The following is a 21439-nucleotide window of genomic DNA, read 5'->3' as shown; positions in this document are numbered from 1 at the left end:
AAAACTAAAGGCGATCAAATAAATTCCGGTAAATAATTTCAAAATTATCGAATATTTGCTTTGGTTCGGACCAGGTCTCGGAAATTCTCTCTACCTTAGCCAAAGCTGGGCCTTTGCGCAAGTAAGTCAACAATTGGTTTAGTTTGGCCTCTTCGCCTTGAGCTAAAACCTTGACCGACTCGGCTTCAGTATTCTGTACAAAACCTGACAAACCAAGCTTCACCGATTGGCGTCTCACAAAATCCCGAAACATGACCATCTGCACCCGGCCAAAGATTTCACATTCCAACTGTTTTACCATCGCTATAGTATAACTCAAATGGATTGATAAATGCTCCATTTTGGCTATACTTATGCCCTGAGCACTCTTAGCTCAGTTGGTAGAGCGTTCCCTTCACACGGGAGAGGCCAGAGGTTCGAATCCTCTAGAGTGCACACCACATATAAAAGCGCGATTAGCTCAGTTGGTAGAGCGCTTCATTTACACTGAAGATGTCGCAGGTTCGAGTCCTGCATCGCGCACAAATTGTTTAGTCTAAAGATCTAATATTGACACCGGTCATTTGGTTTTCTGATTTTAGTCCTTTCAAAATCTCGAGGCCATGATCATTCGATTCTCGGATTCGTTCATGAACGTCTTTATCGACAAAATACACCTGGACACCCTTACCTACCATGGCATCCAACGTAGATGAGTACTCTATTTTTTTATCAGGTTTTATTTTTTTCTTGCTGGTCCACTCGTATTCACCGAGACCTTTATTGGGGTCCTTTTCGAAACTGGCACTCGGCAGAATGTAAACATGGCCACCATTATCATCTCGTTTAAATATTTCTTTGGTGCCAACAATAACCGCGTAGGGTACATCACCAGACTTACCACTTTCCACAACACCCGCGGCCATAAAAATGGTCGCTAGTGCTAATTCTTGGGTAGCAAAAACAACAGGACCTTCTCCCGGATCTCTTACACTTTCATTTCTTGGCTCTAATTCCTCAATATGCTTATGTGCAGAACCATGATACAAAAAAGGTGGTTTTTCCGGAGTCGGGACATTTTCATTTTGACCAACACGACCTGTAAACATACTTAATTTATATACAGCTAATTCTGTGCCCCCGGGGTGAATCGAACACCCATTAGTGGCTTAGAAGTCCACAGTTCTATCCATTAAACTACAGGGGCAATCGTCTGCAAATATAGCAAAGGATTGATTTTTAATCTATCGATTCAAATCTTTCACTGCAAGGAGGGGTCAACATAAATTGTGCCGCCATTTTTGATTTCCTTAAGTTTCAAGGCCTTGCGGTCCATTGCGTCTAGAGCCTGCTTTACTTTCTCGCGGTCGATCGTTCCCAGATTTTCGGTGGCCGGTTTACTGACAGTAAAAATTTCTCCACGATTAATCTTTACAAATAAATAGCCGGAAAAAGCCAAGAGTAATAAAGCCACCACCAGAAAGCTACCGAAAATTATTTCCCAGGCACGGTTCGGGTCGCGTTTGGCTTGGACAAACCAGGCTCCAACCCCTTTGGAATCTGCCCCTACCGCCTTGACCAATTGATTAATATTTTTTAGATCCATAGAATTTATTTTCTTTTTAGGACTTCCAGTGAAAAGGCCACCTGCCAACTGACGCCAGTTTTGGAGTCGACTGATTTATTGAGAGAGACCTGCTCGAAACGCAGGCCATAAGGTAAGTTCTCCAAAGCACTAAACAATCTTGTAACTTGTCGCCAAGAACCGCTAGCCGAAAGCCGGACTGCCAAAATTTCCAAAGTATCAGAGCCTAAACCGGACAGACTCTTCACATCAAGCGAGCCGATTGCCACCGTCGTGCCAAGGCTTACCCCCAACGCCTCCAGCTCGCTCGCAAAATTGGCCACCCCATCGGCTGCCACCACCGCCTTCGCCAATTTGGCCCGATCAGAAGAAGTATCGGCCAAAATTGATTTGATTGAATCTAGTCTTGTCGCTTTTTCCGCCAGGAGATCAATTTCATTTTGCAGGCTCGAAGCAGCTTCCCCGTCGCCCTTAATATGATTGAAATAAAAATAGTAGCCAACGAGTCCGCCCAAAGCCAAGCAGACAGCGAGCGCCAGAAGAGTTTTAGTTGTAGTATTTTTCGGTTTCATATTTTAAAAAGTTGCGGTCGTGCTAAGCGAAAAGTTGAGATCTTTATTTTTGGCCAATTCTGAAACCGGCAGAACGACCTTGGAAAATATACTTTGTTTTTCAAGATTTTTGGCAAGCTCGAGCAGAGTAAAGCGATCATCCGCTACCCCGCCAAATCCAATAGACAACTCATTGTCCTTAGCACCTTTCCCTAAATTCAAGGAATTGATAACTACCCCTTTTGGTTTGACATTTATCAATCGTCCCAGAAGCATATACCAAGAGACTGGCGACCGGAACTGACCAAGCAAATCTAGCTCAGTTTTCGCTCTTGCCAAAACTGGACCCAAACTGCTTGTTCCGCTTGAGATTTCATCGGCATGTTCCGATTTCAAAGTCGCCTGAGCACTATTCACTTTGTACGAAGAAAGAATGTCAATCGGATAAAGAAAAGCTAAGGCCAGTAAGGTCGCCAAGAAAAGCAAAAACAAGGAAGTGGTGGTAATCCGAAAATAGTACTCCCTCTTAATAATTTTCGCCTGTTCTTCTGGTAAAAGCTTGAACATATTTTTAAATTTCAGCTATAACTCTTTCGGTAAAGCCAGCCCGATAGCGGTCGCATAATTGAGCGATTCGCTCTGGCTAATATCCGGAATACAATCATCGAAATCAAAAGCGTTGAGCCAAACATTACCGACCGCCACCTCAACCCCAAGCGCGGCGCGCATGTAGACATCAAAACCAGGAATGGCCGAATCCTGGCCACAAAATACCACTCGACTGATATCCTGCTCGACACGGTTATGAATTTTCTCGTGTGAATTCCAATAAATCATAATCCGACTAATCTCATCCTTGAGAGCCGCCAAAACAGTAGTGAGCGAAGCGAAAACATCAAGATTTTCTTTATAGCCGGCCAAACCTTTCTCCGCTTTTAAACGACGCGCTACTTCCGGTGCAATTTTAAGAGTGTTCGCCAGAGTTTTAGTAAGCATTTCACCGCTAATACTTAGGGTTGAAGTAAAATAGATTAAGTTGCCGATAGCCACAGCTAAAACGGTTTTGGTTTCTTTGAAAAAGACGATAATCGTGGCCCGTGAATCATTCTTTTTTAGCAAAGTCCGCACAAAAGCCCTGGCCTCCACTTCAAAAGAAATCGGAGTCAGCCCCGCCAATCCCAAAACATTGGAAAAATCCACAACAAACTGGCGAGGGATAGCCGAGACACTGATTTCCAGCTCATTTCCAGATTTAGGCCCGCGACTTGGAATAATTTCGTAATCAAAAATTACTTCGGCCGGCGACAAGGGCACATTTTCTTCCAACTTGAATTCCAAAAGACTACGCACCTCTTTGGCTTCGACTTTGGGAATTACGGTTCTAAATAAATAAGCTTTTTCTTCCGGCAGAGCAACTCTAGCAAATTTGAGACCGGTTCTCGCTTTGACCTGTGTCAAAATCTCTGATAATTCCTTGGGCTTTTTAATCTCCCCGCCAACCACTAATCCCTCTGGGAGAATAATTTCGCCAAAATTTTTCAGGACCGGCAGACCGGAACGGCGGCCAAACTCAACAAACCGGATTGCCCGATCAGAAACATCTAGACCGACCGCCGGCATTGCCAAAAATTGCGGGGTTGGGAAAAAACGCAGAAAAGATTTTACAAAAGACGCCATATAATATGCCTCTATTATAACTTGTCTTTCTTCAAAGGAGAACTAAGCGCTGTGCTTTTGGCGCCAAACCTGCCAGATTTCCGAGATAGCCGGCAAAAATGAGGTTAAAATAATCAGAACCAAAATCAAAGTGACATACTTTTCAATCCCGGGCACAATCTCGCCAAGAAAATAACCGCCTCCGGCAAGCAAAACCGTCCAAGCCAGACCGCCAAAAATATTATAGGTCAAAAATTTCCGATAATCCATCTGCCCAACCCCAGCCACAATCGGAGCAAAAGTCCTGACAATCGGAATAAACCGCGCCAAAACAATGGTTTTGTTACCATACTTTTCATAGAAGTTTTTGGCGCGCTCAACGTGTTTTTTGTGAAAAAATAACGAATCTTCGCGCGTAAAAATTTTGGGGCCGATTTTCCGACCAAAGGTGTAGCCGAAGGTATCTCCCAGAACTGCCATCAAAAATACCCCGGGTAAGAGGTAATAAATATTCAGATAACCCTGCGAGGCCAAAAGTCCGGCAGTGAATAGGAGCGAATCACCAGGCAAGAAAAACCCAAAAAATAACCCCGATTCGGCAAAAATTATGAGCAAAACTCCGATAAGTCCGAGAGCTTTGATTAAAAATAGCGGGTCGAGATAATCTAACATAATGTAAGAAAGATAAAATAACAAATTTCAAATTACAAGTTCCAAATAAATCTCAATCTGCAAAAAAAGAAAAATTTATTCGGTGCTTGGTGCTTTTACTTCGCTTTTGTCCCTATAGGTATCTCGGCCGATGGTTCAAGCAAAGAAAACTTGCCATCTTCAGTCGACAAAGCCAAAATCATCCCATTACTCTCCAGACCTTTGATTTTTCGCGGCTCTAGGTTGGTGACAAACATGCACTTCTTCCCCACCAAAACCGAAGCGTCCGGAAAATAGAGCGAGATTCCTGAAATAATCTGCCTGACATCTTTAGCCTCCTGAATTTCCACCGTGCCATCTTCTTTTTTAACTTCGGTTTTGAAGGAGCCAAAATCCACCGATAACTTTACCAGCTTATCGGTTTCAGGAACTTTTTCCGCGCTCAAAATTTGCCCGGCTTTCATTTCAACTTTCACAAAATCGTCATACCCGATCTTTTCTGCTAAGATTTCTTCCTTTTTTAATTTTAAATTGTCATTTTCCATTTTGATTTTTCAAATTTAATTTATCAAGATGTGATTGCAAGATAATTGTTGCTGCTGACGCGTCAATCTGATTACTCCCGCCTTGAATCTTAGAAGCTTGGTGCGAGGTCAGAAATTCTGGCTCATTGATGACATTAAGACCGGTCGCTTTAGCCAAAGACACACTAAACTCTTCGGCCTCTTTCATTATGGCGTTTGGTTTACCGGAATAATCTCGCGACTCACCAATTATAACCCTCTCAATCTCCTTCTTCTCACAGATAGAGGCGATTTCACCAATTAAATTCTTATTATTTGGTAAAGTTTGGTCAGGAAAAGCCATTTTTCCACTCTCGTCGGAAATCGCCAGCCCTACCCGCTTTTCACCATAATCAATCCCCAAAAAACGCATCTTTGTATATTACACTAAACTGGTCGCGCTGGCATTAAATTGCAAAACCAACCTTTTTTGCTATTATGGCCTAGTTCTTCCGGGAGGAGTGGCAGAGTGGTCGAATGCACCGGTCTTGAAAACCGGAGCCCTCGTAAGGGGGCCGTGAGTTCGAATCTCACCTCCTCCGCTTTTACAAAAATGTGCACGCAAGTGCCATTTTTTGTTAAGCGGAGGAGAGCAGTGCTGGGGAGCACTGCGTGTGAGATTCGAAGCCCGATTGAGCCGAGCGCTTCGCGAACCAATCGGGGTACGCCGAGATCTTAAAGAAGCAAAGCGACTATTAAAATCCAAGTGCAGTTTTCGGAAAAGCTGCCTGAAACTGTAAGTTTCAAAAAACGTACTCGTGGTCTCACTCCCTCCGCCAAAACGAAACACCCCGAGTTATTGAAACTCGGGGTGTTTGAAATTAAAATTTTATGACTCCGCCTCCTCGCTTTTATTTTTATCACGCCTCACAACAAAGAAAATATAAATTATTTCCAAAATTGCGAGTGTGTTTAAAATCAAAATTGCAACAAACCATTTGGTATCATTTCGCTTGGCCGCCATCCACAAGGCATAACCTTTCCAAGGCAAAACCCAGACGATACTCAGAATCAAAAACCAGAAAATTTGTGGATCAGTTGGCATACGACAATGATACCAAAAGACTGACCCGAAGCAAAGCCAATCAACTGCTCGAGCTCACTAAAGTTATGCTACAATAGTTTAAATATGCCGTTAGCTATTTTCATTATCATCGCAGTTCTAGGTTTCTGTGGCTTCGCCGTTTCCCATTTTATTTACACCGAAAAGCAGAAGCCGACCCCAATCGTCTGTCCGGTCGGTTTCGATTGTGATGCCGTGGTTAGGAGCAGGTTTGGCTCCCTGATGGGTGTCAGACTGGAAGTGGCGGGTATGGCCTATTATGGACTTATCGCTCTATGTTATACCTATTTTGTTTTTCTGCCGTCAGCTAATTCGCCGACAGTCGCTTTACTTTTATTTCTGATTAGCGCGGGAGGATTTTTAATGTCATTTAGCCTGTCTTTGGTCCAAACCTTCATCATCAAACAGTATTGCACTTGGTGTTTGGTGTCGGCTTTCATTACAACCGCGATTTTCATCCTAATGTTTATAAATCTTTAGTCATGAGAAAGTCTTTACAGTGGCAAGCTCTGGAATATCCAGTCAAAACTAGAACTTCCGACTGGTATGTCGCCACGGTTATTATTATTGCCTCGCTGGTCGTCAGTGCCATTATTTTTGGCAACGCCCTTTTTGCCGTCCTCATTGTCATTGCTGCCGCCACCCTTTTTATGCACACCCGACGCCCGCCAAAATTGATTACTTTTGAAATTAATCAGGAGGGCATCCTTTCCGGGGAGATTTTCTATCCATTTGGCAATCTTTTAGCTTTCGGAATTGATGGTGATGAGTCGGGGCCGAAATTGATCTTGAAAGCACAGAGCGGTTTTTTGCCGATTATCACTCTACCTTTAGGAGAAGTCGACATAATTGTGGTCAAAGACTATCTCAACGACTACATCAAAGAAGAGCCCCTGCGAGTTCCCTTCTCCGAACAAGTGATGGGATTTTTGGGATTTTAGAGACTAGCTGTGCTAGCTTCATTAGCTTCACTAGCTTAATTAGAAGATTGGTTTTGATATTCTTTGGTTTTTAAGCTAAAGTAAGCAAATTCAATATATGCTCCCGTCGTTCAATGGATAGGACACTCCCCTGCGAAGGGAGAAATGCAGGTTCGATTCCTGCCGAGAGCACAAAGCGAGTCCGCGAGGTTTGTGCTCTCGGAGCAAGCAAACGATTTTGCTTGCGTCAGGAATCGAAGCCCCGTTGAGCTTATTTTTGCGTCCTCGGCGGACGACAAAAATAAGCTCAACGGGGTACTGAAACTGTAAGTTTCGAATTTCCTGCCGCTCCTACCAACTCTTCATCCTGCTCTTGTCGTTCAATGGATAGGATGTTCCCCTCCGAAGGGAACGATGCCAGTTCGATTCTGGCCAAGAGCACATGATAGAAAAACATGAACTGCTTCAGGTTTTTTGATACATATGCTGGCCAGCGCCCTGTTTTGCTAGCAGGCAAAACCGGCGGGGCAGGGTCGTGAAATTTTGCAAGCGACGGCGAGCAAAATATTCCTGACCACCCGAAACAAAAATTCCGCTTTGGGCGGAATTTTTGACTAAGAGTTCTTCTTGAGAAGCTTGGCCAACCGAGATTTCTTTCTGGAAGCGGTATTTTTCTTGATAGTCTTCATCTTGGCCGATTTATCCAGAGCTTGATAGGCTTTAGGAAGCAAGGCCTTGGCTTCGGAGACTTTCTTTTGGGCCACCAGTTTGCGAATCTGCTTTACCAACTCATCGGAAGCTTTTTGTCGTCGTAAGTTGAAAACTCGCTTTCTCTTGGAAGCGCGGAGAGCTTTTTTGGCTGAAGATGTGATAGGCATAAGTTAGTTAGTAGTTGGTAGTGAGTAGTTTGTAGTTAAAGACATCAGAAAAACGAACAAGGGCAATACTAACAGAGACTTTCAAAAAATGCAAATTTATCCATTCCTGTGGAATTATCTGATACTTTATACTATATACCTTATACTATATACTTAACTTCATGATTTCCCACCTAAGCGGTACCGTAGCCGACACCACTGAGCGATATTTGGTAATTTCCGTTGGTGGAGTGGGATACAAGGTCTTCGCTACCGCCGAAACTATCGCCAAAAGCCAAAAGAGTGAAGTTATCTCACTTTGGACTCATTTAGCCGTCCGAGAAAACGCCCTGGACCTTTATGGTTTTTTAAACAAAGAGGAGCTTTCTTTTTTTGAACTTTTGATTACGGTCTCTGGCATCGGTCCGAAAACCGCTCTGGGAATTTTGAATGTGACAACTGTCCCCTCTTTACGAAAAGCGATTATCTCCGGCGAGACTGCCCACCTCACCAAAGTTTCCGGCATTGGCAAAAAAATGGCCGACAAAATTGTTTTGGAACTCAAAGGCAAACTCGGTGTCGATACAGAAGCTGATGAAATGAGTTTGCGTGACGAAATTGATGCACTTGAAGCCCTGAAGGCTCTTGGCTATAAGCACCAAGAAGCCCGTGAAGCGCTAAAAGAAGTCGATCTAAAAATTGCTGATACCGGCGAAAGAATAAAAGCTGCATTAAAAGTTTTAGGTAAATAAATGAAAGAAAAAATTCTAAGACAAATTGAGAAAATAATTCCGGCTAAGGCTTACAACTTTTTTCAGCCGGCCTATCACTACCTGATGTCGCTTTTGGGCGCGATTATTTACCGCTTCCCTTCTCGTAAACTGATCGTCGTTGGTGTCACCGGCACCAAAGGAAAAAGTTCGACTACCGAAATCTTAAATGCGATTTTAGAAGAGGCCGGATTTAAAACTGCTCTACAAAACACAGTGCGCTTTAAAATTGACCAGAACTCTGAAGACAATAAATTTAAGATGTCGATGCCGGGACGATTTTTCATGCAGAAGTTTCTTCGCCGAGCCGTGAAGGCGGGTTGCCAGTACGCCATCCTTGAAGTCACCTCCCAAGGCGCCCAATTTTCTCGCCACCGCCTGATAAACTTTGACGGACTGATCGTCACCAACATTTCTCCGGAACACATTGAGGCTCATGGCTCATTTGAAAAATATAAAGACGCCAAACTCTCAATCGGTCGGGCTCTGGCCAAATCCAAAAAGAAGCGAAGAGTTTTGGTGGTAAATGGCGACGATAAAGAATTAGCTCTATTTCTCGCTCTAAATATTGCGGAGAAAATCAAGTTCTCGGTCAAAGATGCTGAACCGTATGAACTACACCTTCATGACACCGATATTACAATCGACAAGACCTTGATCACCTCTCACCTTTCCGGTCTTTTTAATGTTTACAATATGCTCGCGGCCATTACTTATGCCAAATCGCAAAGTATCGGAATTTCGGTTATAAAATCCGCCCTGGAAAGATTCAAAGGGATCCGCGGTCGAGTGGAAAATGTAAAGATTTCTGACAATCAGAAGTTTGAGGTAATTGTTGACTACGCCCATACCGCCGATTCCCTAGAAAAGCTTTATCAGGTTTTCCAAGATTCGCGAAAAATCTGCGTCTTGGGAAACACCGGTGGCGGCCGAGACAAATGGAAAAGACCGGCCATGGGGAAAGTTGCCGATCAATATTGCGATGAAATAATTCTTACCAATGAAGACCCTTACGATGAGGACCCGAGAGCAATCGTTGAGGAAGTGGCTAAAGGAATCGCCGACGGACAATATAAAATTATTATGGACCGCCGCGAAGCGATTCGCGAGGCTTTGAAACTCGCCCAAACTGGCGATACGGTTTTAATTACTGGCAAAGGCACCGACCCCTGTATCTGCGGGCCAAACGGCACCAAAATCCCTTGGGATGATGCGACTGTTGCTAGAGAGGAATTAAAAAACTGCTAGAGAAAAAATAATAGAAAAACACCAAGAACTAATCTTGGTGTTATGCAAAACAATAAACCCTGACTATCGCCCCACCCGGTCGCGCATTTTCGACAGGGCATTCTTGATAGCTGGCCTCGAAGCAACCCTGACCACAATGTCCATGCGGGTCAGGTGATAAAGGAAGTCAATCGTGTCGAGGTCCGACGGATCGTTCAGCGCCACCTTGCAGACACCCCGGGTACCACCAGCACTGATTTGGACCGGAACCACCTGGCGTTCCTTGAAGAACTTGGCGCCAACACTTCTGGGTAAACGCCTTCTCCAGTTCTTAGCGACGACGACCTTGTCGTCCTCGATGACCTCGGCGCCGAACTGGGCCGCCCTGGCCTTGGTGACCTGCCACTCAGTCAGCCGTCCGTGTTTCATGAGCCATTCGACCACCCCGCCCTTGCGAAGAGTTTGGGCCCGAACTTCATCCACCTGCGCTTGCTTGAGAAACCCCATATCAACCAGGGCATTAAGAAGGTAATCCAAGCTGACCTCCGGCTTTTTTGCGCTCATACTCCAATCCTTTCACTTTGAGTTAACCGCACTTAGATTGATTTATAAAACCAACCCCTTTCTGAAATCAGACTATATTAAAATTCATTTGTTTGTCAAGTCATTCTTCCTTAGACGCCTTACGCCCCGACGCTTTAGACGGGGTCCCGACCTTGTAAAACAACCGTCGGAGCTATACCCTTATAATCATGCCCGAACTTCCCGAAGTCCACACTACCGCAACAATGCTAGACCGGCTGATTTCCGGCCTTACTATTTCTGATGCTTGGACCGATTATGGCGGAAAAATTCATGAGGGAAAAGATAATATTAAGGACCCGAAATTTTTCCGAAAATTTCGGGTCAGCGTAATTGGCGCGAAAATTAAAAATGTCGAAAGGCGCGGTAAAAATGTTTTGATAAACCTCTCAAACGGTCAGACAATTCTGGTTCACATGAAAATGACCGGCCAACTCCTGTACGGAACGTACAGGCGAGTTCCAAGTTCCAAGTTAAAAGTTTCAAGTAAATCCGAAAAACTAAAAGCTAAAGGCCAACAGCTAACAGCTTCCCCTTGGATCGCGATTGCGCCCGAGGCGCTTAAAGACCCCTACAGCCGATTCGTTCATTTAGTTATTTCGTTTACAAATGGCAAACATTTGGCTCTCTCCGATGTGAGAAAGTTCGCTAAAGTCACTCTCCTACCAACCAAAACCGCTCACGAAACTGGGCATTTGGCCGACATTGGCCCAGAACCCCTCGAAAAAAGTTTTGATTTCAAAAAATTCCAAGGCCGTCTATTCACTTGGCCCAAAAGCAGAATCAAACAGGTTCTCATGGACCCAAAAGTTGTATCCGGCATTGGCAATATTTATTCTGACGAAATTCTTTGGGACTCTGGCATCCATCCCCTCTCGATTGTCTCTAAAATTCCTGCACTAAAGCTAAAAAAGATGTTCGACTCAATGAAGCTGATTTTGAGAAAAGGCATCCAATTTGGCGGTGATTCAACTTCGGATTATCGCACTCCACTCGGCACCAAGGGCAATTTCCAGTATCACCATCAGGCTTATCAAAAGACTAGCGGAAAATGTGGCAAGAAAAGATGCTCCGGTATCATCACCAAACTCAAACTCGGCGGTCGCAGCGCTCACTTCTGCCCCAAGCATCAAATTCTTTACTCTTAGATTTTTCTTTCCCCATACTATATACTTAATACTATATACCTAATACTATTTCGATGGCCGATAAAAAAACTAAACCAACTCAAAGCGCCGGCAAAGACTTTATGTCTTTGGTGGCCATCATGATTCTCATCATCATCGCCTGGGTTTGGACCGGTGGCTATAACCGACCAATTGCCACTCAAGGACCGTATCTCATCCCACCCACAACTATTGGCGAAAACAGCACCGGCTATGGCAGTCTACCCAAACCTTTGGAAGGTCTAGTCGGTAGTGGCGGTACCGGCCCGACCGATTCGAACACCGGCCAAACCAACAATAATCAAGCACCCCAAACTCCTACCGGGCCAGCTTCGGCTGTAGCGGACATTTTGCCAGACAAAGGTATTTCGGTTTACGCCGATTTGGTCTTAATAGATAGCACCTATGGCGCTATTGCCTCTAACCCGCAACAGGAATACATCACAATCAGGGCCGCCAGCAATAATGCCAAAGGGGTTAATATTACCGGGTGGAAAATTGCCAGTGGCGCAACCGGTAACGGTTATCCTATTGGCGGTGGCACCCAAATCTTTCGTTCCGGCCAATTAAACTCTGAAGGCGCTATTGTCCTTACACCGGGTGAACGAGCGATCATCTCAACCGGTCGGTCGCCGGTCGGCTATTCTTTCCGTGGGAACAAATGTTCAGGCTACCTTAACCAATTCCAGACCTTCACCCCAATAATCAACTATCAATGTCCGGCCGCCAGAGACGCCAACATCCCGCTTGACCCGCAAAGCTTCAATGACACTTGTCGCGACTACATTGACAGAATCAGTCTCTGTCAGATGCCAACTGAGATTTTTCCGTTCAAAGCCGGCAACACCTGCCAAGACTTCATCACGGCTCACTTTAATTACAACGGTTGTGTCGACGATCACCTAAACGACACCGATTTTTACTCGACCTCCGAATGGCGGGTTTTCTTAAATCGCACCGACGAAATTTGGAAAAGCAAACGAGAAATCATTAAACTTATTGACTCGGCCGGCAACACGGTCGATATCTCAAGCTACTGATTCAGAATTCTAAAAAGCGCCACTCCGGTCGCCACGGAAACATTGAGCGACTCTTTTTGGCCACGCATCGGGATTTCGGCTACTAAATCGCAAAGAGCTAAAGATTTTTTAGTGATTCCCTTGGTTTCTTCACCCACGACAAAAGCAACTTTTGCTTTAATCTTTACCTTTTTATAATCAACTGAACCGTTGCCTTGTTCGACCGCAATCAATTGATAATCAGCTTTTTTTAGTTTTTTTAAGACAACAGTCAGGGTCGAAACCGATTCCCAAGCCACACTCTTCTCCGCACCCAAAGCAGATTTAGCCAAATCTTTGCGAAATCGGCCAAAACGATCAATCGGCGCAGGTGTCACACCGACTAAATAGATTTTATCAACAGCCAAAGCGTCGGCAGTCCGAAAAATCGCGCCAACATTATAGACACTTCGGATATTGTCTAGCACGAGACAAACTTCTTTTTTTTGTTTTGACATAATTAAATATAAAATCACTCCACAATCACCAATGACCAAGAAACAATAACCGAACAAATTCCGATTAACAATACTCGGTAGCGTCTACTTACCTTGGTTATTGTTTCTTGGTTATTGTTTCTTGGTTATTGATTATTCATTATGCTATCATAATGCCATGTTAAGTATTTTTCCAAATTTATTGACCTACGGACTCGCCGGACCGACGCTTCTTCGGATCGTGGCCGGTTTGATTATTATTTATTCCGGTTACCAGCTTTACAGGAGTCTCTCGGCCCCAAAATCAATTCTGGCCAGAATAATTGCCCTCTTAGAGGTTTTGGGCGGAATTTTTTTGGTTATCGGATTATTCACCCAACCAGTTGCCTTAGTTTTGATTTTGATTTTGCTAATTCAAGCATTGAAATCCAAAACTCCGAGATGGGCCGGTGCAATTGTTTACAATAAGCGGGTTTACTTACTACTCATCGTAATCTTGCTTTCACTTTTAGTTAGCGGCCCGGGTTTTCTCGCCTTTGATTTGCCGCTTTAGTCGACTGGTAGCAGCTAGTTTATAGTTTATAGTAATTGGACAAAGAACTATTTTTTGATATAGTTCTTCTACTTTTTTATCCGCCCGTAGCTCAGTTGGTAGAGCGGCTCCCTTTTAAGGAGAAGGTCGTAGGTTCGATTCCTACCGGGCGGACTATGTAGCGAAGCGGAATGGTCCGCCCGAGGAGACATGTTATGTCTCCGTGTAGGAATCGAAGCCTGTTTGAGCATTTTTCTAAGCTTTCTCACGCGCAAGAAAAATCCAAACAGGGCACTGACCCTGTAAGGGTCGAACTTCCTACCGGGCGGACAAGATAGAAAAAAGCGGACTGCTCCGCTTTTTTCGATACTTGTCCGAGCCGGAGGCATGTTTTGTGAGCAAGCAAAACAGCCGAGGCGTGGTCAGAAAATTTTGTGAGCGACGGCGAACAAAATATTTGTGACGACAAGTCCGATTTCGATACTTGTCCGAGCCGGAGCGACCTAAATTTCTTCGAGCTATGCGAGTTAGAAATTGGAAGTACCCTTGCGGTGCGATGCCGAGCCAGCAGGCGAGGCCGCGAGGCGGGGGCTGCGACCGAGCTTTGCGACGGCAAAGCGAGAGTTGTGGCCGACAAGATTAGATCTCGGCTTTTGGATTTAAAAAACCCATCTTTCCCAAGACGAGTTTTGTTTTCCCTACTCCATCCCAAACGCTTTCTGCATATTGTGGTAATAGGCCAAATAGCGTTTGGTGCGACTGAGATTTTGCTCGGCTCGCGAGCGATACTTATATTTTTTCCAATCGAAGTAGGTTTCTTCGAAGTAGTCGATGAGGTAGCGGGCCGCCAGTTCAAGGGTAATCAGTGCCACCGCATCTTTAACCAGATCATCCCCGATAAGCTTTCCTCCTCGCCACCACAAGTTATGTTTCGATCGATAAGCTTTAAGAGCTAAGTTAAACCGATTCAGGTTAAACTCGGTTTTGCTTTCACGACACCAACTGCGAAAGGCATCGCCCAGATCCAGAAGCTCGTGACCAAGCATCACGGTATCAAGATCAAACATCCCAACTACTTCCCCATCACGAAAAAGAAAATTGTCGAACTTTGGATCGCCGTGAATTAGAGTCGGAGACAAATCGGTCGGCAAATAATGCTTCGTGATTGAGCCAACAATATCGTGATAAATTTCCGTCACCCACATCGCCTTCTCGGCATACTCCTCACTTAAGAAAACGCGGGAGAGCTTCTCGATTATCTTCCGAGTCTCGTGGAAATTTGGGATTTTAAACTTCGGCTGAAGCGGGCAACAGCCCATTATCCCGTGGAATCTACCGAGTGCGGCGGCCGCCTCAACCACAGTCTTGTCACTCACCTTTACATCTTCATCATGTGGGATGTAGTAGCACACTTTCCAAAGGGCGCCGCTGATTCTAGCCGACAGCACATTGTCTCTGACTTCCACAATCTTGGGGGCCAGAAAGTCGTTGAGTAGAAGGTGCCTAGCCACGACATCGTGATCCTCGACCACTGCTTCGGTGAAAATCGGATTTAACTTTTGCGCCATAAAATGACCCCGGTCCGTCTTGAGATAGTAGGTATCATTCACCAGGCCTTTTTCATTTTTCACAGCCGACTGAATTCGGCCTAGGCCATAAATTTCCGCAATTTGATTGAGTTCGGTTTGATTCATAATTTTTTCGGTTTGAGATTAGGAACTGTCTACTAGCTTTAACCTCGTTTGAGGCAGTTAGTTACCTAAATATTTTTAAAGAACAAAAAACCGCTTTGGTACAGCGGCAACAAAAACTAACCAGTTTAAACCGTTAAAACAAACTTCTCGAGGGAAATTTCAAAGTCCAGCTTACCTCGATGAGCGTCGTGATAGATTGAAACCAATTTTTCAGCCATTTTTTTAATTTCGGCCTTTTCAAAACTGCTATTCCCTTTGGTGAGTAAATCTTTTAGTTTCCAAAACAAAATTCCACAAATTTCTTCCGGTGGAAAGTCTTTCGAAATTGCCTCGCGGTACAGGAGCCAAAGTTGTCGTCGATCACGCCTAGCCAAAACACTAGCCAAATCAAAGATATTAAAATCATTAAGGGAAACTGCTTGACCGCCACCCAGGCCGAATTTTCTCGCCTTCCCTTCACCACTTTCAAATTTCTGAACCTTCTCAGCAACTTTTTCGAGTTTAGTTAGAGTCGCCTTGTCGACTTTCCCTTCCAGCCAGATGAAAGCATTTTCGGAAGCGCCGATTTCTTTATAAAATTTTAGAACTTGCTCTTTGATTTCAGCATCTTCAAAAAGTGAGTCGAGAAAAACAATGTACTTATTCGAGAAAAGTCCTTGCCCTAGAACCAGCTCCTCAAGTTTGGCCAAATCAAAACCATCAGTTTCCAGTTTAAAAAGCGACGCCTCCGGGCGCTTCTTAGCCAAACTTTCCATTAACTCACGAGCTTTCTCTCGCGCTTTGTCCTTATTTTCGCCGTAGAGGAAAAGAAGCATAGGTAAAGTATATAGTATAAAGTATTAGGTATATAGTATAAAAAATAGTGAAAAGAAAAAAACCGACAATTTGCCACTGTCGGTTTTATAAAATTCACCTCATAACCTCGACGCTAAAAATGATCTTGCCCCTCCCGTCGTCGGAGTAATTCGAGACCGAAACCCAAAGCTTGGTCCCGTCTCTCAAAGTGACTTCAAAACAAAAGCTGGTACAAATCTCCACATTAGCGCCGACGCCACGATAATAACCAATCAACTTCTCTGTAATGGTGGCGCCCGAGACCGGAGCCTCAGGAACAATGGTAAAATAGGCGTCGCGGGAGTGGCCACAGGGATTATTCGCCGGAGAGGCATTAAGCTTGCCCCCTAAACAACTAAACATGTGGTCACACAAACTCTCGGGGATTGTTGCGGTCATTTTTAACTCACTTTCTTTAAGGTTTCCTCTTTCAGCCTACATTTAATATTAAAAATGTCAACCATACCCACCTGTCCAGTCTTACACCTTGCCAATTACAACAATTTCGTTAGACTTGTCCCGGAAACAGTTCTTCCGACATATAAAATATGAAGCTTTTTGGATTCATCGCGGGCTTCGGTGTCATTTTCGTCTTAATTCTAATTGCCTTCCCTTTTTTCGGTGATTTTTCTCCGGACACTGAATGGGCAAAAATTGCAGCCACAGTAATCACGACAATGCTAACTATTGGTGGCGCCCTCTGTCTAATTTGGAAACTCGCAGTCACAGTCACCAACAAACTGTTAGGCCGAGAGTGAGCAATTTAAAAACCCTTAAGCCGCCCCGGCAACCCTCGGGCGGTTTTTCATTGCCTACCGCGAGAACCGTTCTTGCGTGTGCCTACTATAAGTCAGGAGCTTTTGTTGACAGGTGCTGAGTTTAAGACTAATCTGAAAATAGAAAAACCACACTGAAAAGGAAACATGCGTAATGTAGCTTTGAAAGTTGCCGTGGCAGGATTTTGCTTCGCTATCTGGCCCCTCTTTATGAATCGTAGCGGTCTACGGAGCAATATCGCCACAGGGATCTTCACCGCCGTGGTTCTTGCAATCGTCTCACTACCAGCCATAAACCAACTTGAGGACCTGACTAAAGCTAAGTGGCTGATGATTTTGGCCGGCGGAATATTTGGTGCCGTAGGAGTCATGGCTTTCAACAGTGTAATAACGCAAGCAACCCTGAAAGAGGCGGGTACTTTGTTTATGGCCACCGTCATGGTACAGATCGCCGTGATCGCCACATACCAAACAGTCATGTCCGGCGACCTCAGTCCCAAAAGATTAATCGGCTATTTGTGTGCTGGTCTCGCCGCCTTTCTTTTGCTTCGATAGCCCAACAACCAAGTCGCTCTCATCGCGCCGTCCGCTTCGGACGGCTTTTATTTTCTACCGCAAGAACCGCTCCTACGAGCCAGTCCTTGCGAGCCGTTGCTTAAAATATTTAAGGTGTTAAGCTAAATTCAGGCCCAACCTGGAGGTTCTATGATTAGTAAAAAAGCAAAAAGATATATAGCGGAAATCGCCAAGAAATACAGCCCCGGAATCGCAAAGGAGTTAAGAATTGCGATTGAAGCAGACTTGAAACAGAATCCCAACGCCAAAGAAGCGGACTTGTGTCTGGCAAATCTCGCCAGAATTTTGAGTGATAAAACAAGAAGCTCAAATTTAGCAAATGTGCCGTTTGGTCTCTGCACTGCACCAGTTGGAACTTTTCGCCTTGTCCGAAAAGCACGCCGATTATCTTAGCAACACCCCCGAAGCGCTACCCGCTTCGGTTTTTTATACCATATACTTAATACTATATACCTTCTACCTTCTTCATCTCCCCCCACCTCTCCCCCTCGGACGCTTCGGCGACACAGACGATGCCGGCAACTTTTTCGGGTGGAATAACTGATTCCATAATTTTTTTGATAGCTGGAGCGATTTTGGAAATTAAATCCTCGCGAACTTCATAAACCAATTCGTCATGGACTTGGAGAATCGGAAAAACTTGTTCCTCAAGTTTTTCCGATTTGATGTATTCGCAAATTTTAATCATCGCGAGCTTCACAATGTCGGCCTCGGTGCCTTGAATCGGCGCGTTAATCGCCATTCGTTCAGCAGCGGCACGAATAAACGGTAATTTAGAATTAATTCCTTCAAAATATCGCCTTCGGCCAAAAAAAGTTTCGGTGTAACCTTGTCTCGCGGTTTCAGCTTTCACCTTATCTAAATATTTGGCCAAACCTGAAAACTTTTCAAAATAGTCGTTGTAAAATTTCTGCGCTTCCTCACGAGTTGTGCCGGCGCCCAGATTAGTCCGAAGCGCATTCACCCCCATCCCGTACATCACGCCGAAATTAATCACTTTGGCTTTGCGACGCATATCTTTGTGGACTTTGTCGCCCGGCACACCGAAAACTTCCGCCGCCACCGCTGTATGAACATCTTCGCCGTTCTTAAAAATCTCAATCAACTTTTTATCGCCCGACAAAAACGCGGCAATCCGGAGTTCAATCTGCGAATAATCGAGCGCCAAAAGTTTAAAACCTTTTTCGGCAACGAAAGCTTGTCTAATAGCTCGGCCCAATTCAGTTTTGTTGGGAATATTTTGCAAACCCGGATTTTCCGAGGCCATTCGCCCAGTCGCGGCGCCGGCTTGCAAAAAATGCGTGTGTAGCCGGTTATTCTTGTCCACCAGAGTCGGAATCGTGTCGATATATGTGGAAAGCAATTTGGCAAATTCGCGATACTCCAAAATCAAACTTATAATCGGATGCGACTCTCGCAATTTTTCAAGTTCGCTTTCCTTGGTAGAAAACGCCCCAGTTGCAGTCTTTTTTTGCCTTTTGCCAGCCAAGCCCATCTTAACGAACAAAATTTCTCCCAATTGTTTCGGGGAAGCCACATTAAATTCCTCACCGGCCAATTGGTGAATTTCTTTTTCCAAGCCATCCAGTTTCTTATGATATTCAACCGAAAGTTTCTTGAGAAGTTCCGTATCAATCTTCACTCCCCGCTCATCCATCGCTTTTACGACAGGAATCAAAGGTTTCTCGATTTCCTCATACACTCTCTCGCTTTTTCTTTGCCTGAGTGTTTCAAAAATCAACTTCTTGGCTTTTTCATAATCATCCGTCCGGCCAAAATTCAAAACATCCTCCATGGTCGGATTGGTCAGGTTAGAATTGACGACCCAGAGGGCAAGCGAGGTTTCGAAGAAGTCGGATGGTAAGTGAGTAGTGGGTAGTGAGTAGTGTGTAGTTTCTGAATTTTCTGACTTTATGATTTGAGATTTATTTGGAACCTGGGTTTTTGAATTTGGCGCTTCTTTATTTAAAGTTTCCTTAAAGCGTGTCCCGAGCGCTCGAAATTCCAGTTCGCTGAACAATTCCTCGGTTTTTGTAACGTCCAAACTTTCCTTCCAGGTCTGCTCCGGCAATCTGAAGTCAATCGGCGCGTCTCTACGAATTGTGCCAAGCATTTTGGAAAATTGCGCCTCTTCTTCGTTGGTTTTCAGAAGCTCAACAATTCGGGGCGTAATCCCTGCCTTAAGTAATGGCTTTTCGTCTTTTTTAATTTGTTTATAAATCTGTTCAACCGAACCGAAATTGGTAATCAAAATCGTGGCGGTCTTCTCACCAATTCCTTTTATCCCCGGAATATTATCCGACGGGTCCCCGCGCAAACCTTTGTAATCCGGCAAAAGTTCCGGCCCAAAACCAAACCGTTCAATAACACCTTTTTCGTTATAGATAATCGTGTCTTTAATACCTTTTTTCAGAGTATAAACTCGAACCTTGTCGTCCGAAACCAACTGCAAGGTGTCCATGTCGCCCGAGGCAATCACTATGTCTACATCAGCTTTTAGCTTTTGGCTTTTAGCTGTTAGCTTTTCGACAATTGTGCCGATTATGTCATCCGCTTCAAAACCTTCCTTGTCATAAATTGGAATATTAAAAGCGGTGAAAACGTCACGCGAGCGCCTCATTTGCGACACCAGTTCCGGGTCGGCCTTGGCTCGGCCGGCTTTGTAGTCTTTGAAAGCTTCGTGGCGATAGGTCGGCTTGGGTAAATCGTAAGCGGCAATCAAATAGTCGGGCTTCAAATCAGCAATAATCTTGATGAGCATCGCTGAAAGCCCGTAAAGTGCCCCGGTCGGTTCCCCTTTGCTTGAAGAAAATTCCGGCAAGGCATGGTAAGCGCGGTGCAGTATCGCGTGAGCGTCGAGTAAAACCAGTCTTTTTGGGGTAGATTTAGGATTCACGAATTAGGAATTATGAAAAATATAGCTACATTCTAGCATTTAGAAAAATAAAAGCCCCCGCACTGATTGGTGCGGGGGGGTGGCATAAAACACAACAACTAACTGAACAGGTCTCCGCGGACCGCCTTCATGATTTTCTGTTTCATCCGTTCACTTTCGGGATCAGCCGGCTCAAGTGGCAGACTGAATGCGTGAGCAATGCCGGCCGTGTAGTGGGTGATCATTGCTGGCTCGGTAAGAACTGGCTTGATTTTGTGAACAAACTCTTCGACCACCTGCCACAAGAGTCGGTTTTGCCGACCAGATGCTGCCGGTAAAAGTTCCGCGACCGTTCCAAAAAAGGCTCGGTACTCCACACAACGCAACTTCTGCTCCTTAGCGTGTGTTGTTAGAGATTCACAGAGATGGCCCTCCTTTAAATATTCCGCGACTGCGCTCGAAAACCGACTCGCGACATCCGGGCTCATTCTGTCGAGTGGCAATGCTTTCATGTAAGCCAAGGGCAATATGATTGTCGGGCTGACATGCATAGTCGGATTCTTGCGTTTCGGGTCAAGTCTGATTTCCCCCTCAAGTAAGCCGACCAGAACGGCGTGAATCTTGAACTCCATGTCTTTTACCGTGGCAAGAGTCATGAAGTTGAGGAAGGTGTACTCGAAATTTTTAACGAATGCAGCCAAGAAATCCGGGCCGGCGGCCACGGCGATAAGCGTCACTCTTCGAATGTGCTCAAAGGAACATCCTCCACTTTCGCAGAGTAGCAACGAGGCCAGAGCTCCAGTTTTTTGGTCATCTGACTGATCTGAGGAGATAATCTCCAAAGCTTTAGTGAGAGGACTTTTTTCTTGCTCGGCGAATAAGGCACCAACAATTGACGCGGTATCCATCTTCATACGAACCTTTTCAGGTTATGTTCTCCACCAAATCCTTTTCAAGACTTGGTTTCTGAACAATTTTGCCTAATCTTTTGCCTTTTCAGAACAAAAGCCTCGGCGGTTGACTGACAATGAACTTTGGCCAATTAGCCAGGTCCTTTACTACCCTACAGTTTTGTTGGGTAAAGTCA

The 21439-nt window shown here is 44.8% G+C and carries 28 protein-coding genes and 7 tRNA genes; 16 read left to right on the top strand and 19 right to left on the bottom strand.

Going from position 1 to position 21439, the window contains the following annotated elements; all coding sequences use genetic code 11:
- Positions 1-4: 4 nt before the first annotated feature.
- Positions 5-340, bottom strand: a complete 336-nt coding sequence (locus WCT25_03495) for an acylphosphatase (protein ID MFA6536465.1) — start codon at positions 338-340, stop codon at positions 5-7.
- A gap of 22 nt (positions 341-362) precedes the next feature.
- On the opposite strand from WCT25_03495, the gene WCT25_03490 reads away from it, so the two are divergent.
- Positions 363-435 (top strand) — tRNA-Val (locus tag WCT25_03490).
- Positions 436-449: 14 nt separating this feature from the next.
- A tRNA-Val gene (locus WCT25_03485) sits at positions 450-522 on the top strand.
- Between the two features lie 8 nt (positions 523-530).
- Here WCT25_03485 and WCT25_03480 read toward each other — a convergent pair.
- The 9 genes from WCT25_03480 to WCT25_03440 all read right to left on the bottom strand — a co-directional run bounded on the left by WCT25_03480 (position 531) and on the right by WCT25_03440 (position 5358).
- The gene (locus tag WCT25_03480; GenBank protein ID MFA6536464.1) at positions 531-1088 is read right to left on the bottom strand and encodes a hypothetical protein; all 558 of its coding nucleotides are present in this window, start codon (positions 1086-1088) and stop codon (positions 531-533) included.
- Positions 1089-1114: 26 nt separating this feature from the next.
- Positions 1115-1186, bottom strand: a tRNA-Arg gene (locus WCT25_03475).
- 54 nt (positions 1187-1240) lie between these two features.
- On the bottom strand, positions 1241-1585 hold the full coding sequence (locus WCT25_03470; protein MFA6536463.1) for a hypothetical protein: 345 nt from the start codon (positions 1583-1585) through the stop codon (positions 1241-1243).
- A gap of 5 nt (positions 1586-1590) precedes the next feature.
- A complete protein-coding gene (locus tag WCT25_03465; GenBank protein ID MFA6536462.1) occupies positions 1591-2136 on the bottom strand; it encodes a hypothetical protein in 546 nt (181 codons plus the stop codon).
- A 3-nt stretch (positions 2137-2139) separates the two neighbouring features.
- The gene (locus tag WCT25_03460) at positions 2140-2682 is read right to left on the bottom strand and encodes a PilN domain-containing protein (protein ID MFA6536461.1); all 543 of its coding nucleotides are present in this window, start codon (positions 2680-2682) and stop codon (positions 2140-2142) included.
- Between the two features lie 15 nt (positions 2683-2697).
- On the bottom strand, positions 2698-3792 hold the full coding sequence (gene pilM / locus WCT25_03455) for a pilus assembly protein PilM (GenBank protein ID MFA6536460.1): 1095 nt from the start codon (positions 3790-3792) through the stop codon (positions 2698-2700).
- Positions 3793-3834: 42 nt separating this feature from the next.
- Positions 3835-4443, bottom strand: coding sequence for a VTT domain-containing protein (locus WCT25_03450; GenBank protein ID MFA6536459.1), 609 nt, complete (start codon positions 4441-4443; stop codon positions 3835-3837).
- A gap of 95 nt (positions 4444-4538) precedes the next feature.
- Positions 4539-4967, bottom strand: a complete 429-nt coding sequence (locus tag WCT25_03445; protein MFA6536458.1) for a hypothetical protein — start codon at positions 4965-4967, stop codon at positions 4539-4541.
- A complete protein-coding gene (locus WCT25_03440; GenBank protein ID MFA6536457.1) occupies positions 4957-5358 on the bottom strand; it encodes a RuvX/YqgF family protein in 402 nt (133 codons plus the stop codon). The genes WCT25_03445 and WCT25_03440 overlap by 11 nt, the downstream gene beginning before the upstream one ends.
- A gap of 82 nt (positions 5359-5440) precedes the next feature.
- Between WCT25_03440 and WCT25_03435 the strand changes: the two genes are divergently transcribed.
- Positions 5441-5527: transfer RNA gene (locus WCT25_03435), tRNA-Ser, on the top strand.
- Positions 5528-5814: 287 nt separating this feature from the next.
- Here the strand turns inward: WCT25_03435 and WCT25_03430 are convergent.
- Positions 5815-6030, bottom strand: coding sequence for a DUF5652 family protein (locus WCT25_03430; protein MFA6536456.1), 216 nt, complete (start codon positions 6028-6030; stop codon positions 5815-5817).
- Positions 6031-6114: 84 nt separating this feature from the next.
- Between WCT25_03430 and WCT25_03425 the strand changes: the two genes are divergently transcribed.
- From WCT25_03425 to WCT25_03410, 4 genes are all read left to right on the top strand, one after another.
- The gene (locus tag WCT25_03425) at positions 6115-6528 is read left to right on the top strand and encodes a vitamin K epoxide reductase family protein (GenBank protein MFA6536455.1); all 414 of its coding nucleotides are present in this window, start codon (positions 6115-6117) and stop codon (positions 6526-6528) included.
- Between the two features lie 2 nt (positions 6529-6530).
- Positions 6531-6989, top strand: coding sequence for a hypothetical protein (locus WCT25_03420; protein ID MFA6536454.1), 459 nt, complete (start codon positions 6531-6533; stop codon positions 6987-6989).
- 99 nt (positions 6990-7088) lie between these two features.
- Positions 7089-7160, top strand: a tRNA-Arg gene (locus WCT25_03415).
- A gap of 177 nt (positions 7161-7337) precedes the next feature.
- A tRNA-Arg gene (locus WCT25_03410) sits at positions 7338-7409 on the top strand.
- A 173-nt stretch (positions 7410-7582) separates the two neighbouring features.
- Here the strand turns inward: WCT25_03410 and rpsT are convergent.
- The gene (gene rpsT, locus WCT25_03405; protein MFA6536453.1) at positions 7583-7846 is read right to left on the bottom strand and encodes a 30S ribosomal protein S20; all 264 of its coding nucleotides are present in this window, start codon (positions 7844-7846) and stop codon (positions 7583-7585) included.
- 161 nt (positions 7847-8007) lie between these two features.
- Here rpsT and ruvA point away from each other — a divergent pair, with 161 nt between their 5' ends.
- Complete coding sequence (gene ruvA / locus WCT25_03400) at positions 8008-8577, top strand: Holliday junction branch migration protein RuvA (GenBank protein MFA6536452.1); 570 nt, start codon at positions 8008-8010, stop codon at positions 8575-8577.
- The gene (murE, locus tag WCT25_03395) at positions 8578-9843 is read left to right on the top strand and encodes a UDP-N-acetylmuramyl-tripeptide synthetase (GenBank protein MFA6536451.1); all 1266 of its coding nucleotides are present in this window, start codon (positions 8578-8580) and stop codon (positions 9841-9843) included.
- Positions 9844-9906: 63 nt separating this feature from the next.
- On the opposite strand, the gene WCT25_03390 is transcribed toward murE, so the two are convergent.
- Positions 9907-10386, bottom strand: a complete 480-nt coding sequence (locus tag WCT25_03390) for a hypothetical protein (protein ID MFA6536450.1) — start codon at positions 10384-10386, stop codon at positions 9907-9909.
- Positions 10387-10574: 188 nt separating this feature from the next.
- On the opposite strand from WCT25_03390, the gene WCT25_03385 reads away from it, so the two are divergent.
- Entirely contained in the window at positions 10575-11552 is a 978-nt protein-coding gene (locus WCT25_03385) for a DNA-formamidopyrimidine glycosylase family protein (GenBank protein ID MFA6536449.1), read from the top strand.
- A 53-nt stretch (positions 11553-11605) separates the two neighbouring features.
- A complete protein-coding gene (locus tag WCT25_03380) occupies positions 11606-12610 on the top strand; it encodes a hypothetical protein (GenBank protein MFA6536448.1) in 1005 nt (334 codons plus the stop codon).
- On the opposite strand, the gene WCT25_03375 is transcribed toward WCT25_03380, so the two are convergent.
- Entirely contained in the window at positions 12604-13086 is a 483-nt protein-coding gene (locus WCT25_03375) for a TrmH family RNA methyltransferase (protein MFA6536447.1), read from the bottom strand. The two genes, WCT25_03380 and WCT25_03375, sit on opposite strands and share 7 nt — an antisense overlap.
- A gap of 157 nt (positions 13087-13243) precedes the next feature.
- Between WCT25_03375 and WCT25_03370 the strand changes: the two genes are divergently transcribed.
- Both WCT25_03370 and WCT25_03365 read left to right on the top strand, forming a co-directional pair.
- A complete protein-coding gene (locus tag WCT25_03370; GenBank protein ID MFA6536446.1) occupies positions 13244-13618 on the top strand; it encodes a DoxX family membrane protein in 375 nt (124 codons plus the stop codon).
- 80 nt (positions 13619-13698) lie between these two features.
- Positions 13699-13771: transfer RNA gene (locus WCT25_03365), tRNA-Lys, on the top strand.
- 524 nt (positions 13772-14295) lie between these two features.
- Here WCT25_03365 and WCT25_03360 read toward each other — a convergent pair.
- The 3 genes from WCT25_03360 to WCT25_03350 all read right to left on the bottom strand — a co-directional run bounded on the left by WCT25_03360 (position 14296) and on the right by WCT25_03350 (position 16524).
- A complete protein-coding gene (locus WCT25_03360) occupies positions 14296-15291 on the bottom strand; it encodes a phosphotransferase (protein ID MFA6536445.1) in 996 nt (331 codons plus the stop codon).
- A gap of 125 nt (positions 15292-15416) precedes the next feature.
- The gene (locus tag WCT25_03355; GenBank protein ID MFA6536444.1) at positions 15417-16106 is read right to left on the bottom strand and encodes a hypothetical protein; all 690 of its coding nucleotides are present in this window, start codon (positions 16104-16106) and stop codon (positions 15417-15419) included.
- A 94-nt stretch (positions 16107-16200) separates the two neighbouring features.
- Positions 16201-16524 (bottom strand): hypothetical protein, encoded by a 324-nt coding sequence (locus WCT25_03350; protein MFA6536443.1) that lies wholly within the window; start codon positions 16522-16524, stop codon positions 16201-16203.
- A 149-nt stretch (positions 16525-16673) separates the two neighbouring features.
- On the opposite strand from WCT25_03350, the gene WCT25_03345 reads away from it, so the two are divergent.
- From WCT25_03345 to WCT25_03335, 3 genes are all read left to right on the top strand, one after another.
- Positions 16674-16883, top strand: coding sequence for a hypothetical protein (locus WCT25_03345; protein MFA6536442.1), 210 nt, complete (start codon positions 16674-16676; stop codon positions 16881-16883).
- A 165-nt stretch (positions 16884-17048) separates the two neighbouring features.
- The gene (locus tag WCT25_03340; GenBank protein MFA6536441.1) at positions 17049-17456 is read left to right on the top strand and encodes a hypothetical protein; all 408 of its coding nucleotides are present in this window, start codon (positions 17049-17051) and stop codon (positions 17454-17456) included.
- A gap of 150 nt (positions 17457-17606) precedes the next feature.
- Complete coding sequence (locus WCT25_03335; GenBank protein MFA6536440.1) at positions 17607-17870, top strand: hypothetical protein; 264 nt, start codon at positions 17607-17609, stop codon at positions 17868-17870.
- A gap of 52 nt (positions 17871-17922) precedes the next feature.
- Here the strand turns inward: WCT25_03335 and WCT25_03330 are convergent, their stop codons facing one another.
- Together WCT25_03330 and WCT25_03325 are read right to left on the bottom strand one after the other, a co-directional pair.
- Positions 17923-20373, bottom strand: coding sequence for a DNA polymerase (locus WCT25_03330; protein MFA6536439.1), 2451 nt, complete (start codon positions 20371-20373; stop codon positions 17923-17925).
- Between the two features lie 98 nt (positions 20374-20471).
- The gene (locus tag WCT25_03325) at positions 20472-21266 is read right to left on the bottom strand and encodes a hypothetical protein (GenBank protein MFA6536438.1); all 795 of its coding nucleotides are present in this window, start codon (positions 21264-21266) and stop codon (positions 20472-20474) included.
- Between the last annotated feature and the right edge of the window lie 173 nt (positions 21267-21439).

This window comes from Candidatus Paceibacterota bacterium (genome assembly GCA_041666545.1).
Classification (GTDB): Bacteria; Patescibacteriota; Minisyncoccia; order Phycocordibacterales; family JBAYGS01; genus JBAYGS01.
This window is presented reverse-complemented; position numbering and strand designations above follow the sequence as displayed.

What these genes read in the sequence shown, in the direction of transcription:
- WCT25_03495 (MFA6536465.1), bottom strand. Translation starts at nt 340, where the DNA reads ATGGAGCATTTATCAATCCATTTGAGTTATACTATAGCGATGGTAAAA.
- WCT25_03480 (MFA6536464.1), bottom strand. Translation starts at nt 1,088, where the DNA reads ATGTTTACAGGTCGTGTTGGTCAAAATGAAAATGTCCCGACTCCGGAA.
- WCT25_03470 (MFA6536463.1), bottom strand. Translation starts at nt 1,585, where the DNA reads ATGGATCTAAAAAATATTAATCAATTGGTCAAGGCGGTAGGGGCAGAT.
- WCT25_03465 (MFA6536462.1), bottom strand. Translation starts at nt 2,136, where the DNA reads ATGAAACCGAAAAATACTACAACTAAAACTCTTCTGGCGCTCGCTGTC.
- WCT25_03460 (MFA6536461.1), bottom strand. Translation starts at nt 2,682, where the DNA reads ATGTTCAAGCTTTTACCAGAAGAACAGGCGAAAATTATTAAGAGGGAG.
- pilM (MFA6536460.1), bottom strand. Translation starts at nt 3,792, where the DNA reads ATGGCGTCTTTTGTAAAATCTTTTCTGCGTTTTTTCCCAACCCCGCAA.
- WCT25_03450 (MFA6536459.1), bottom strand. Translation starts at nt 4,443, where the DNA reads ATGTTAGATTATCTCGACCCGCTATTTTTAATCAAAGCTCTCGGACTT.
- WCT25_03445 (MFA6536458.1), bottom strand. Translation starts at nt 4,967, where the DNA reads ATGGAAAATGACAATTTAAAATTAAAAAAGGAAGAAATCTTAGCAGAA.
- WCT25_03440 (MFA6536457.1), bottom strand. Translation starts at nt 5,358, where the DNA reads ATGCGTTTTTTGGGGATTGATTATGGTGAAAAGCGGGTAGGGCTGGCG.
- WCT25_03430 (MFA6536456.1), bottom strand. Translation starts at nt 6,030, where the DNA reads ATGCCAACTGATCCACAAATTTTCTGGTTTTTGATTCTGAGTATCGTC.
- WCT25_03425 (MFA6536455.1), top strand. Translation starts at nt 6,115, where the DNA reads ATGCCGTTAGCTATTTTCATTATCATCGCAGTTCTAGGTTTCTGTGGC.
- WCT25_03420 (MFA6536454.1), top strand. Translation starts at nt 6,531, where the DNA reads ATGAGAAAGTCTTTACAGTGGCAAGCTCTGGAATATCCAGTCAAAACT.
- rpsT (MFA6536453.1), bottom strand. Translation starts at nt 7,846, where the DNA reads ATGCCTATCACATCTTCAGCCAAAAAAGCTCTCCGCGCTTCCAAGAGA.
- ruvA (MFA6536452.1), top strand. Translation starts at nt 8,008, where the DNA reads ATGATTTCCCACCTAAGCGGTACCGTAGCCGACACCACTGAGCGATAT.
- murE (MFA6536451.1), top strand. Translation starts at nt 8,578, where the DNA reads ATGAAAGAAAAAATTCTAAGACAAATTGAGAAAATAATTCCGGCTAAG.
- WCT25_03390 (MFA6536450.1), bottom strand. Translation starts at nt 10,386, where the DNA reads ATGAGCGCAAAAAAGCCGGAGGTCAGCTTGGATTACCTTCTTAATGCC.
- WCT25_03385 (MFA6536449.1), top strand. Translation starts at nt 10,575, where the DNA reads ATGCCCGAACTTCCCGAAGTCCACACTACCGCAACAATGCTAGACCGG.
- WCT25_03380 (MFA6536448.1), top strand. Translation starts at nt 11,606, where the DNA reads ATGGCCGATAAAAAAACTAAACCAACTCAAAGCGCCGGCAAAGACTTT.
- WCT25_03375 (MFA6536447.1), bottom strand. Translation starts at nt 13,086, where the DNA reads ATGTCAAAACAAAAAAAAGAAGTTTGTCTCGTGCTAGACAATATCCGA.
- WCT25_03370 (MFA6536446.1), top strand. Translation starts at nt 13,244, where the DNA reads ATGTTAAGTATTTTTCCAAATTTATTGACCTACGGACTCGCCGGACCG.
- WCT25_03360 (MFA6536445.1), bottom strand. Translation starts at nt 15,291, where the DNA reads ATGAATCAAACCGAACTCAATCAAATTGCGGAAATTTATGGCCTAGGC.
- WCT25_03355 (MFA6536444.1), bottom strand. Translation starts at nt 16,106, where the DNA reads ATGCTTCTTTTCCTCTACGGCGAAAATAAGGACAAAGCGCGAGAGAAA.
- WCT25_03350 (MFA6536443.1), bottom strand. Translation starts at nt 16,524, where the DNA reads ATGACCGCAACAATCCCCGAGAGTTTGTGTGACCACATGTTTAGTTGT.
- WCT25_03345 (MFA6536442.1), top strand. Translation starts at nt 16,674, where the DNA reads ATGAAGCTTTTTGGATTCATCGCGGGCTTCGGTGTCATTTTCGTCTTA.
- WCT25_03340 (MFA6536441.1), top strand. Translation starts at nt 17,049, where the DNA reads ATGCGTAATGTAGCTTTGAAAGTTGCCGTGGCAGGATTTTGCTTCGCT.
- WCT25_03335 (MFA6536440.1), top strand. Translation starts at nt 17,607, where the DNA reads ATGATTAGTAAAAAAGCAAAAAGATATATAGCGGAAATCGCCAAGAAA.
- WCT25_03325 (MFA6536438.1), bottom strand. Translation starts at nt 21,266, where the DNA reads ATGAAGATGGATACCGCGTCAATTGTTGGTGCCTTATTCGCCGAGCAA.